Below are 12,351 nucleotides of genomic sequence, written 5' to 3'. Positions count from 1 at the left end.
GAATTGTCGCCCCGATCACACTTACTAAAACGGTTTAGCAAAAAAGATTGCCGATCCAAAATTCACCAGTTTAGTATCAGCAACCTAAACCGGTTTAGCAATTTAGCACGTTTAATGACTTCTTTGAGGGATGCGACAAAATGTATAAAAAACGCAGACTTGCCGTGATGATAGGCATGCTGGCCGGAAGTACCTCTGTTTTTGCCCAAACGGATATGACAAGTATCGAAGCGCGGCTTGCCGCAATGGAACAACGCCTTCAGGACGCAGAGACGCGCGCGCAGAGGGCGGAGAAACGCGCCACGGAAGCAGAACAAAAAACGCAGCAGCTCGTTGCCGCGCAGCAGCAGACGCAGTCGACAACCCAGGCGGTGGCGCAGCGCACCACTGCCCTGGAGAAGAAGGCGGATCAAAGCAGCGGGTTTGAGTTCCACGGCTACGCTCGTTCCGGCCTGCTGATGAATGACGCGGCCTCCAGCAGCAAAAGCGGTCCGTATCTCACCCCAGCCGGCGAAACCGGTGGTGCGGTAGGGCGTCTGGGTAATGAAGCCGACACCTACGTTGAGCTGAACCTGGAGCACAAACAGACCCTGGATAACGGAGCGACGACGCGCTTTAAAGCGATGCTGGCCGACGGCCAGAGAACCTATAACGACTGGTCAGCTGATACCAGCGATCTCAATATTCGTCAGGCCTTTGCGGAGCTGGGCAATCTCCCTGATTTCACCGGCGCGCTGAAGGGCAGTACCTTCTGGGCAGGTAAACGCTTCGACCGCGATAACTTTGATATTCACTGGCTGGATTCCGACGTGGTGTTCCTGGCCGGTACCGGTGGTGGCGTCTACGACGTGAAATGGAACGATTCGCTGCGCAGTAACTTCTCCCTCTATGGCCGCAACTTCGGCAGCGTGGAGCAAACCGACAATAACGTTCAGAACTATATCCTCAGCATGAACCACTTCGCCGGGCCGCTCCAGCTGATGGTGAGCGGCCTGCGGGCAAAAGATAATGACGATCGTAAAGACGCGAACGGCGATCTCATCAAAACGGATGCCGCCAACACGGGCGTTCATGCCCTGGTGGGCTTGCACAATGAGAGCTTCTACGGCCTGCGGGAGGGGACGGCCAAAACCGCGCTGCTGTATGGTCACGGGCTGGGGGCGGAAGTGAAAAGCATCGGCTCCGATGGCGCACTGCTGTCCGAGGCAGATACCTGGCGCTTTGCAAGTTACGGTGTCACGCCAATTGGCGGTGGCTGGAGCATTGCGCCTGCCGTCCTGGCGCAGAGCAGTAAAGATCGCTACGTCAAAGGCGACAGCTATGAGTGGGTCACGCTCAACACCCGCCTGATTAAAGAGGTAACCCAGAATTTCGCGCTGGCGTTTGAGGGAAGCTATCAGTACATGGACTTAAACCCGGAAGGTTATAAAGACCGAAACGCCGTCAACGGCAGTTTCTACAAGCTGACCTTTGCTCCGACGTTAAAAGCGAGCAAAATCGGCGATTTCTTCAGCCGCCCGGAGCTTCGCCTGTTCGCCACCTGGATGGACTGGAGCAGCAAACTGGATAATTACGCCAGCGATGATGCCTTTGGCAGCAGCGGTTTCAACGCCGGCGGGGAATGGAACTTTGGGGTCCAGATGGAAACCTGGTTTTAACCCATCACGCTCCCGCCTGGCGGGGGCGTTTCGCACATCATAAAAAAGAAGTCAGGCAGAGGTATCTATGGATGTTAATCAAATCGCCCGCGAGCTTATTCCGCTGCTGGGTGGCAAGGAAAATATCGCCAGCGCGGCGCACTGCGCAACGCGTCTTCGTCTGGTGCTGGTTGATGACGCGCTGGCCGATCAGCAGGCGATCGGCAAGGTCGACGGCGTAAAAGGCTGTTTCCGTAACGCCGGGCAGATGCAGGTGATTTTCGGTACGGGCGTGGTGAATAAAGTCTACGCCGCGTTTATTCAGGCGGCGGGGATTAGCGAGTCCAGCAAGTCTGAGGCGGCGGACCTGGCGGCGCGCAAGCTGAACCCGTTCCAGCGCATTGCGCGTCTGCTCTCCAATATCTTTGTGCCGATTATTCCTGCTATTGTGGCGTCCGGCCTGCTGATGGGCCTGCTCGGCATGGTGAAAACCTACGGCTGGGTCAATGCGGACAACGCTATCTATATCATGCTGGACATGTGCAGTTCGGCGGCGTTTATCATTCTGCCGATCCTGATCGGCTTTACCGCCGCGCGGGAGTTTGGCGGTAACCCGTACCTGGGCGCGACGCTGGGCGGCATCCTGACGCACCCGGCGCTGACTAACGCCTGGGGCGTGGCGTCCGGTTTCCATACCATGAACTTCTTCGGCCTGGAGATCGCGATGATTGGCTACCAGGGCACGGTATTTCCGGTGCTGCTGGCCGTCTGGTTTATGAGCATCGTGGAGAAAAACCTGCGCCGCGTGATTCCGGATGCGCTGGACCTGATCCTGACGCCGTTCCTCACCGTTGTGATCTCTGGCTTTATCGCCTTGCTGATTATTGGTCCGACGGGACGCGCCTTAGGGGATGGTATCTCCTTTATCCTGAGCACGCTTATCGCCCACGCGGGCTGGCTGGCCGGGCTGCTTTTTGGCGGACTGTATTCGGTGATTGTGATCACCGGTATTCACCACAGCTTCCACGCGATTGAAGCGGGGCTGCTGGGCAACCCGTCGATTGGCGTGAACTTCCTGCTGCCGATCTGGGCCATGGCGAACGTGGCGCAGGGCGGTGCCTGTCTGGCGGTGTGGTTCAAAACCAACGATGCCAAAATCAAAGCCATTACGTTACCGTCGGCGTTCTCTGCGATGCTGGGCATCACCGAGGCGGCCATTTTTGGTATCAACCTGCGTTTCGTTAAGCCGTTTATTGCCGCGTTGATTGGTGGCGCGGTGGGGGGCGCCTGGGTGGTCTCTGTGCATGTCTACATGACTGCCGTCGGGTTGACCGCCATTCCGGGTATGGCCATCGTGCAGGCCAGCTCGCTGCTCAACTATATTATCGGCATGGTGATTGCCTTCGGCGTGGCGTTTACCGTCTCGCTGCTGCTGAAATATAAAACGGACTCTGAATAATGACGTTACCTTCCCGCTGGCCTGCAATTCTGCAGGCCGTTATGAAAGGGCAGCCGCGCGCGCAGGCTGACAGCCATTATCCGCAATGGCACGCCGCGCCGGTGACGGGGCTGATGAACGATCCCAACGGGTTTATCTGGTTTGCCGGTCGCTACCATCTGTTCTATCAGTGGAATCCGCTGGACTGTGAGCATCGTTTTAAATGCTGGGGGCACTGGAGTTCTGCGGACCTGGTCCACTGGCAGCATGAGCCGCTGGCGCTGATGCCCGACGAAGAGTATGACCGCAACGGCTGCTACTCCGGTAGCGCCGTGGATAACCAGGGCGTGCTGACGCTGTGCTATACCGGCAACGTGAAGTTCGATGACGGCAGCCGTACCGCCTGGCAGTGCCTGGCCGAGGAACAGCCGGACGGCACCTTTAAAAAGCAGGGGCCGGTGCTGGCGCTGCCGGAGGGCTACACCGGTCATGTGCGTGACCCGAAAGTGTGGCAACACGACGGGCTGTGGTACATGGTGCTGGGCGCGCAGGATCTGCAAAAGCGCGGCAAAGTGCTGCTGTTTAAATCCGCTGATTTACATGCCTGGGCTTCCAGCGGTGAAATCGCTGGTCACGGGGTCAACGGCCTGAAGGACGCAGGTTATATGTGGGAGTGCCCGGACCTGTTCGCGCTCGACGGTACGCACGTGTTGATTTGCTGTCCGCAGGGGCTGGCGCGCGAGCCGTATCGCTATCTCAACACCTATCCGGCCGCCTGGATGAGTGGGGCGTTTAGCTATGAACGCGGCACGTTTGCGCACGGCGAGCTGCACGAGCTTGACGCGGGCTTTGAGTTTTACGCCCCGCAAACGACGCTGGCGGAAGATGGAAGACGCATTCTGATTGGCTGGATGGGTGTACCGGACGGGGAAGAGATGCTTCAGCCGACGCGGTCGCACGGCTGGATGCACCAGATGACCTGCCCGCGCGAATTGCAGTATCGCGACGGCAAGCTCTGGCAGACTCCGGTGCGTGAGCTGGCGGCGCTGCGTGAAGAGGAGCAGCACTGGCAGGGACGTGCCAGCGATGCGCCCGTTCTGGATGCCGCGCGACTGGAGTTTGAGTTAAGCGCCTCGCAGGTGAACGTCGATTTTGCGGGCGCGCTGCGCCTCACGGTTGATGAGCAGGGCGTGCGGCTGGAACGCGCAAGCCTGAAAACCGGTGAGACGTTGACCCGCTACTGGCAGGGGGACGTCCACCATTTACGCGTCCTGTGCGACCGCTCCAGCGTTGAAATTTTCATCAATCATGGCGAAGGGGTGATGAGCAGCCGCTATTTTCCTGACCATCCGGCCTGGGTGCGCTTCGAAGGTGCGTCCGATATCACATTACGCTACTGGTCGCTGCGCGCCTGCATGATAGAATGAGGGTTTTGGCAGCCGGATCTAAGTCGTTGTGAGAAAAACAAAACGCGTCACCATTAAAGACATCGCGGAGCTGGCGGGTGTGTCAAAAGCCACCGCCAGCCTGGTCCTGAACGGGCGCAGCAAAGAGCTTCGCGTGGCGGAAGAGACGCGTGAACGCGTGCTGGCGATTGCGAAAGAGCACCACTATCAGCCCAGCATTCACGCCCGGTCACTGCGCGATAACCGTAGCCACACCATTGGTCTGGTGGTGCCGGAGATCACCAACTACGGCTTTGCCGTCTTTTCTCACGAGCTGGAAACGCTGTGCCGCGAGGCGGGTGTCCAGCTGCTGATCTCCTGTAGCGATGAAAATCCGGGGCAGGAGACGGTGGTCGTCAATAACATGGTGGCGCGTCAGGTCGACGGACTGATTGTCGCCTCCAGCATGCTTAATGATGCGGACTACCTGAAACTCAGCGAGCAGCTGCCCGTGGTGCTTTTTGATCGCCATATAAACGACAGCACGTTGCCGCTGGTGATCACCGATTCCATCACCCCAACGACGGAACTGGTGGCGGATATTGCCCGCCAGCATCCGGATGAATTCTATTTTCTGGGCGGACAGCCGCGCCTTTCTCCGACTCGCGACCGTCTGGAAGGGTTTAAGCAAGGTCTGCGAGCGGCCGGTGTGGAACTGCGCCCCGAGTGGATCATTCACGGCAACTACCACCCGAGCTCCGGCTACGAAATGTTCGCCGAACTCTGCGCCCGTCTGGGGCGCCCACCGAAAGCCCTGTTCACCGCCGCCTGCGGGCTGCTGGAAGGGGTACTGCGCTATATGGGTCAACATAACCTGATGCAAAGTGATATCAGATTAGCCAGCTTTGACGATCACTATCTCTACGATTCGCTGACGATCCCCGTGGATACCATTCGCCAGGACAATCGCCAGCTGGCGTGGCATTGCTTTGATCTGATTGGCAAATTGATCGAAGGGGAGACGCCGCAGCCGTTGCAGCGGAAGCTAGATGCCACCCTGCAGCGGCGCTATAAGTCAGCGGTATAGCCTCGTTCGATACATCAATAACTTTAATTAATTTAAGTTTTGGATGCGCCGATAACCATAAGGAATAATTCTCCTTGAGGTATTGGTTTATGTCGTTGAAAAAGTCATCCCTGATTGTCCTGTTCTCACTGCTTTTGTTCTTTGTGGTCAGCACCGTCACCAGCGTTGGCCTCATCATTAAAAGTAATAATTCCCTGGATAACGTCAACAAAGAGATCCAGGTTGTGCTGTCGATTATTGACCCCATCAACCATAGCCGTACGCTGCGCGTTCGCGTGATGGAGTATGTGAAGATGGTGGAAGCGGGCAACTCGGCAGACGGGGCGGCGAAGCTTGCTACAGTAAAAGAGGCGCTGACCAAAGCGGACCACGCCTTTGCGGCCTTTATGGCTTCGCCGCGACTCACGGATGAAGCGCCGCTGGTGAGTGCCTATCAGGATGCCTGGCAAAACTACCGCAACCAGGGGCTGGCGCCGCTGATCGATGCCGCTGAGGCACAAGATGTTGCTAAATTTAACGCGCTGATCCCGGAAGTTTCCCGCCTCGACCGCCAGTACGAAATCGTTCTCGACCAGGTCCTTTCCGTCCACCAGAAATACGCCAAAAGCCTGAACGAAGACGCGAGCAGTAATTTCGTCTCCGGCCTGGTGATGATTGCCGTTATCGCCTGCCTGTTTGTGCTGGTGATTGTTGCCGTCAGCCTCTTCATGAAGCGCTTCGTCTTTGCGCCGGTCAACCTGGCGCGCGAGCACTGCAGCCAGATCGCCGCGGGCAAGCTCGACATTCCGGTGCCGGTGAAGGGGAGTTCGCATAATGAAATCGACCACCTGATGGGCTCGATGGAGCAGATGCGTCAGGCACTGCTGGCCACTATTGCTCAGGTGCGCGATGCGAGCCACACCGTGACGCACGCGGCGCAGGAGATTGCCTCCGGCAATATCGACCTCGCATCACGTACCGAGCAGCAGGCTTCCGCGTTGACCCAGACGGCGGCAAGCATGGAAGAGCTGAGCGCGACGGTGGCGAACAATACCGATAACGTGTATCAGGCCGGAAAACTGGTGCAGGACGCGGTGCACAATGCCCATACCGGCGAAGCGGTGACCCGCGAGGTGATCGACACGATGAATACCATCGCGGCGAATTCGAAGCGCATCGAAGACATTACCAGCGTGATTAACAGCATTGCCTTCCAGACCAACATTCTGGCGCTGAACGCAGCGGTGGAAGCGGCGCGCGCCGGTACGCAGGGCCGCGGTTTTGCGGTAGTGGCCAGTGAAGTGCGCACCCTCGCGCAGAAAAGCGCGGTGGCGGCCAAAGACATTGAAAGCCTGATTGCGCAGTCGGTTTCCAGCGTGAAAAACGGTGCGGAGCTGGTCAACCGCTCGGGCGAGGTGATTGACTCGATTATTTCATCGGTGAACAAAGTGAATACGCTGATGGAGCAGATCTCCGTGGCTTCGGAAGAGCAGAGCCGTGGGATCAGCCAGGTCGGGCAGGCGGTGACCGAAATGGACGGCGTGACCCAGCAGAATGCCGCGCTGGTGCAGCAGTCCGCTGCGGCGGCTGCCTCGCTGGAAGAGCAGGCGCAGCAGCTTTCACGGAGTATTTCGAGTTTTAGGTTGCCGGTGCAGGCGTAATTCTTTGAATCTGCCGGGGGGCGCTGACGCTTACCCGGCCTACGAAATCTGTAGGCCCGTGCAAGCGTTAGCGCCGCCGGGCACTCGTTGCGATTGCGCATCCGTAAAAATTATTTCATTCCCCCCAGAAATATTTCCCTCCCTCATCCGTCTACCTCATCACAAGCCATAATCAGTTACGATAAACGAGGTAACACCATGAGAGATTTTGAACTGCACGGCAGAGGTCACGGACGCGGATTTGGTCGCCACCGTATGGGCAAGGGTTTGGTTATCGGCGCGGTGATTTTCATCTTGCTCGGCCTGCTGGTGATGTCCCTGTGGAACGCCTTGCTCCCGGCAATCCTTGGCGTGAAAGCCATTGGTTTCTGGCAGGCGCTGGGCATTCTGGTGCTGAGCCGCATTCTGTTTGGCGGACTGGGCTTCCGTCCCGGCATGTTTGGCGCACACCGCCGGATGCACGAGCGCTGGATGAACATGACGCCCGAACAGCGCGAGGCGTTTATTCAGCAGCGCCGCGAAGGGTTTGGTCGTCACGGGCGCGGCCACTGCGGCTGGCACGGTCATCGTGACGATAAGCGCGATGACGCTACGCCAAAAGCGCCGGACGCAGAGTGAGCGAGATGAAAGCCGGAGAGGCGGGCGGATCCCTGTTGATGTCGGCGCTCAACGCCTGCCGCGCCCGGCTGAAAGCCTTCATTCGCGGGCGGACGTCCGTTCGCGATGATGCCGACGACATTTTGCAGGAAGTGACCTATCAGCTGATGAAGGTGGAGCAGCCGGTCGAAAACGTCGCCGCCTGGCTGTTCCGCGCGGCGCGTAACGAGATGACCGACCGGGCGCGTAAGAAACGCGAGGTGTCGCTCTCCGGCTATTTTACGGATGAAGAGGAGGAGGGCTTCCCGGAGGACGAGCTGGCCGAAACCCTGTTCGGTGTCCCGCAGACGCCGGAAGAGGAGTATCTCAAAACGCTGCTGTGGGAAGAGCTGGGGCAGGCCCTGTCTGAACTGCCGCCGCCGCAGCGCGAGGTGTTTGAAAAGACCGAGCTTCACGGCTACAGCATTAAAATGCTGGCAGAGGAGACGGGGGCCAGCGAACAGGCGCTGTTATCCCGCAAGCACAAGGCGGTGCTGTTTCTGCGCACGCGGTTGCGGGATATCTATGATGCCCTGACGGGCGAATAGCGGCCTCAGACAAAACCTTACACTTCCGGTACTTGTAGATTCATCACTATCGTTTATGATCGGGGCGTCTTGTCACTCTGGAATGTTATGCGCAACCGTCAGCTCCTCGGAAAATGGCTTTTGATCGTTACCTGTCTCGCGATGGCGCTTTGCCTCGTGCAGCGTGCGGTCATGCTCAACCATTTTTTACAGGGACTGGAGCCGCAGATCGCCCTGAGTGCAGACGCCCCGTCGCAAAGCAACGCCGGGGAGTCTGGGCCTTCACCCTGTCAGCTAGGCGCGCACTCCCTGCTTTGCGCGCAGCCACTGTTCTTCGACGGCGCGCTGCCGGCCATTATTATCTTCTTCGCGCTGCTGCAGCTGTTTACGCAAGGGCGGGCATTTGCGCCCGTGGAACAGCCCGTTCAGGCACCGCCTCCCCGAATACACCTTAAAAACTGCGTTTTCCGTGAATGAAAATCATCGTCATCACACGATAATTTTTCACTGTTCACGGAGTAAAACATGGTTAACCTCTTCAGGGGATTCGTCTTCCTGTGGCTGTCCTGCATCGGAATTGTCCATGCGGCGGACACAGGCTGGCTGGTCTCCCCACAAAACGATCACGCCCGCATCCGCTTTCAGGCGGAAAGGGAACAAACGCACATTAAAGGCCTGCTCACCGTTGAGCTAAAGCCCGGCTGGAAAACCTACTGGCGGTCGCCGGGCGAGGGTGGCGTCGCGCCAAAAATCACCTGGCCGCAGGGCGTTACGGATAGCTGGTCCTGGCCGGTACCGTCGCGATTCGATATCTCCGGTATGACCACGCAGGGCTATCACGATAAGGTCACGATCCCCATCGTGCTCGACGGCGTGAAGGGCGACACGCTCGACGGCACGCTCACGCTTTCCACGTGCAGTAACGTTTGTCTGCTGACGGACTACCCGCTGCACCTCGATTTTACGCAGCCGGTGGATGACGGTTTCCATCACGCCTTTGACCGCGCGATGCAGGCCGTGCCGGGCACGTCTGGCGTTTCCGCCGATCTGTCCGCCTGGCTCTCTGACGGCAACCTGGTGGTGACGGGAACGACCGACGGGAAATGGGATAATCCGGGGATCTACTTTGACCCGCTGGAGGGGGATATTCTGCCCGGCGAGCCGGCCATTAAGCACGATGGCAATACGCTTCGGGTCACGGTGCCCGTCACCGACGAATGGGGCGATAAGCCCACGTCGCTGGAAGGCAAGAGGCTGTCGTTTGTGCTGACCAATGGCAGTGACGAACAGCAAACCACGATGACCGTTGGCGCTACGCCCGCCGAGCCTTCCGCCCCAGGCGGGACGGGCAAAATGGTGCTCTTTGCCCTGCTGGGCGGGCTGATCCTCAACCTGATGCCGTGCGTGCTGCCGGTGATGGGAATGAAGCTTAACAGTATTCTGCAGGCGGGTTCGGACAGACGCGTCATCAGGCTGCGCTTCCTGGCAACCAGCGCCGGGATCCTCACCTCCTTTATGCTGCTGGCCGCCATGGTCACCGGGCTGAAGCTGGCCGGGGCGTCCCTGGGCTGGGGCATTCAGTTCCAGAACCCGTGGTTTATCGGGCTGATGGTTACCGTGACCTTCCTCTTTGCGCTGAACCTGTTTGGAACGTTTGAGATGCTGCTGCCTTCTGCCGCTACCGGGCGACTGGCTACGGCAGGCGGGGCGGGGCTTGGCGGCAGTTTCTGCGAAGGGATGTTTGCTACGCTGCTGGCCACGCCGTGCTCCGCACCGTTCCTCGGTACCGCAGTTGCCTTTGCCCTTGGCGCGCCGCTGCACGCCCTGTGGCTCATCTTCCTGATGCTCGGCGTGGGCATGAGCCTGCCGTGGCTGTTTGTCGCCCTGGTGCCCAAAACGGCCATGCTGCTGCCGAAGCCTGGCCGCTGGATGAACACGCTTAAAGCGATCCTGGGCCTGATGATGCTGGCCTCCAGCCTCTGGCTGGCGACGCTGCTGAGCCTGCATCTGGGGGCAATGGTGAGTCAGATCGTGGTGCTGGTGCTGATTGTTGTCGCGCTGGTGCTGTTCGCGTTGAAGGGGCAAACCTCCTCGCCGTTGTTCTGGATCGTGGTCATCGCGCTGTCGGCGTTTGGCGGGTATCAGCTGCGCGGAGTGTTTACCTCGCCGCCGGACGCTCCGGCGCAACATATCGCTGAGACCATCCCGTGGCAGCCACTGAGTGAAGACGCCATCCAGCAGGCGCTTTCTCAGGGGAAACGGGTATTTGTGGATATTTCGGCGGACTGGTGTGTGACCTGCAAAGTTAACGAGCATCGGGTCCTGAATCAGCCAGACATCATTGCCGCGCTGAGTCAGCCGGACGTAGTGGCGCTGCGCGGTGACTGGAGCCAGCCGTCCGTCTTTATCGCGGATTTTCTGGCGAAGCGAAACCGCTACGCTATTCCGTTTAATGCGGTATATGGCCCTGGTCTGCCGGAGGGCGAAATCCTCTCGCCGCTGCTGGATAAACGCACCCTGGTCACCACCCTGAACAACGCAAAAGGCTAAACGTATTATGAAAAAATTCCTTATCACGCTGATGCTCCTGCTGGCCTCGGCTCAGGCGATGGCCGCTCAGCCGCTGACGCCAGACCAGGAGCAACGTGCGCAGAAGATGATCGCGGATTTTCTGTTTAACGATCCGAATTCCCCGCGTATCGGCGCGAAAAATCCAAAGCTCACCCTGGTGGTGTTTACCGACTACAACTGCCCGTACTGCAAGAAATTCGACCCCTATCTGGAGAAGATCGTAGAAAAACATCCCGATGTCGCCGTGGTGTTTAAGTTTTTACCTTACCGCTCGGAAAGTTCGCTGACCGCCGCGCGCGATGCGCTCACGCTTTGGCGTCAGGATCCCGGGCAGTTTATGAAACTGAACAATACCCTGATGGCTAAAAAGGGATACCACGATGACGCCAGCATTAAGGAAGCGCAGAAACGGGCTGGGGTCAGCGTTACCACGCCTGATGAGGAGAGTCTGATGACCATTAAGCGCAGCCTGCTTGTCGCGGAAAAAATGGGCATTCAGGGTACGCCCGCCACGCTGATTGGTGAGGGATTGCTGCCCGGCTGGGTGCCTTTTGAACAGTTCGATGAAATCGTCAGCGACGCGCTGAAAAACCGCTAACCTGAAGGGGGCGTGATGCCCCCGATAAACCGGAGAGGGATATGAAAAAATTACTGTTACTTTCGGCACTGGCGACCTCAGGGCTGGTCCAGGCGGCTGACGCCATACCGGATGTGGTTAAGCACTTCAGTGAGCAGCAGAACATTAAAATCATCAAGAAGCTGGATGCTCCCGGCGGCGCGCCGGCCTGGCTGGGGCAATATCAGGACATGGGGGTGACGCTCTTTTTAACCCCGGACGGCAAGCACGTGATTTCGGGCTATCTGTACGATGACAAAGGGAAAAACCTCAGCGAGGGGTATTTCCAGAAAGAGATCTATGCCCCGATGGGACGCGAAATGTGGAAGACGCTCAACGCGGCGCATCCCCTGAAGGAAGGGGCGGATAACGCGCCGCGCAAAGTCTTCGTCTTCGCCGATCCGTTCTGTCCGTACTGCAAGCAGTTCTGGTCAGAGGCGCAGCCGTGGGTCAAGGCGGGCAAGGTCCAGCTGAATACGCTGCTGGTGGCGTTTCTTAACCCTAACAGCGGACGTAACGCTGCCGCGATCCTGAATGCGAAAGATCCGGTCTCGGCCTGGCGCGAGTACGAGCTCTCCGGTGGCAAAAAGTTACCGAAGCCTGAGGGGGAAGGGTCTCGCGAAACGGTAGCGATCCTGCAGAAACACCAGGCGCTGATGGACAGTCTGGGGGCCAACGCCACCCCGGCCATTTACTATATGAACGCGGAAAATGAGCTGCAGCAGGTTGTCGGGATGCCGGACGCGCAGCAGCTTGAAGCGATGTTCGGGCCGAAGCCGTAAAGAACGCAGGCAGAAACACGACGTTTCTGCCT

Annotated in this window: 11 protein-coding genes; all 11 read left to right on the top strand. The window is 58.4% G+C overall.

All coding sequences use genetic code 11. The annotated features are described in order from the left end of the window. The first annotated feature begins 140 nt into the window (after positions 1 to 140). Complete coding sequence (locus L3068_RS12020; RefSeq protein ID WP_045134002.1) at positions 141 to 1,658, top strand: carbohydrate porin; 1,518 nt, start codon at positions 141 to 143, stop codon at positions 1,656 to 1,658. Positions 1,659 to 1,725: 67 nt separating this feature from the next. Then, positions 1,726 to 3,096 (top strand): sucrose-specific PTS transporter subunit IIBC, encoded by a 1,371-nt coding sequence (locus tag L3068_RS12015; protein ID WP_117581735.1) that lies wholly within the window; start codon positions 1,726 to 1,728, stop codon positions 3,094 to 3,096. After that, positions 3,096 to 4,502, top strand: coding sequence for a sucrose-6-phosphate hydrolase (locus tag L3068_RS12010; RefSeq protein WP_117581733.1), 1,407 nt, complete (start codon positions 3,096 to 3,098; stop codon positions 4,500 to 4,502). Before L3068_RS12015 ends, L3068_RS12010 begins: the two co-directional genes overlap by 1 nt. A gap of 28 nt (positions 4,503 to 4,530) precedes the next feature. Further along, positions 4,531 to 5,547 carry a LacI family DNA-binding transcriptional regulator gene (locus L3068_RS12005; protein ID WP_117581731.1) on the top strand — a complete coding sequence of 339 codons (1,017 nt, stop codon included), beginning with the start codon at positions 4,531 to 4,533 and terminating at the stop codon, positions 5,545 to 5,547. An 89-nt stretch (positions 5,548 to 5,636) separates the two neighbouring features. Further along, entirely contained in the window at positions 5,637 to 7,187 is a 1,551-nt protein-coding gene (locus tag L3068_RS12000; protein WP_047027018.1) for a methyl-accepting chemotaxis protein, read from the top strand. A gap of 198 nt (positions 7,188 to 7,385) precedes the next feature. After that, the gene (locus L3068_RS11995; RefSeq protein WP_045134003.1) at positions 7,386 to 7,805 is read left to right on the top strand and encodes a hypothetical protein; all 420 of its coding nucleotides are present in this window, start codon (positions 7,386 to 7,388) and stop codon (positions 7,803 to 7,805) included. Between the two features lie 5 nt (positions 7,806 to 7,810). Beyond that, a complete protein-coding gene (locus tag L3068_RS11990) occupies positions 7,811 to 8,371 on the top strand; it encodes an RNA polymerase sigma factor (protein ID WP_080335820.1) in 561 nt (186 codons plus the stop codon). Positions 8,372 to 8,458: 87 nt separating this feature from the next. Further along, positions 8,459 to 8,827, top strand: coding sequence for a hypothetical protein (locus tag L3068_RS11985; RefSeq protein ID WP_014883880.1), 369 nt, complete (start codon positions 8,459 to 8,461; stop codon positions 8,825 to 8,827). Between the two features lie 48 nt (positions 8,828 to 8,875). Then, complete coding sequence (locus L3068_RS11980) at positions 8,876 to 10,900, top strand: protein-disulfide reductase DsbD family protein (RefSeq protein WP_117581729.1); 2,025 nt, start codon at positions 8,876 to 8,878, stop codon at positions 10,898 to 10,900. A gap of 7 nt (positions 10,901 to 10,907) precedes the next feature. Next, positions 10,908 to 11,519, top strand: a complete 612-nt coding sequence (locus L3068_RS11975) for a DsbA family protein (RefSeq protein ID WP_214602751.1) — start codon at positions 10,908 to 10,910, stop codon at positions 11,517 to 11,519. 41 nt (positions 11,520 to 11,560) lie between these two features. Further along, a complete protein-coding gene (gene dsbG, locus L3068_RS11970; RefSeq protein ID WP_023338328.1) occupies positions 11,561 to 12,319 on the top strand; it encodes a thiol:disulfide interchange protein DsbG in 759 nt (252 codons plus the stop codon). Positions 12,320 to 12,351: the final 32 nt, after the last annotated feature.

This window comes from Enterobacter cloacae complex sp. ECL414, from assembly GCF_021869685.1.
In the GTDB taxonomy this organism is placed as follows: domain Bacteria; phylum Pseudomonadota; class Gammaproteobacteria; order Enterobacterales; family Enterobacteriaceae; genus Enterobacter; species Enterobacter kobei.
The sequence above is the reverse complement of the archived record's forward strand: the minus strand, read 5'-3'. Positions and strand labels throughout refer to the sequence as shown.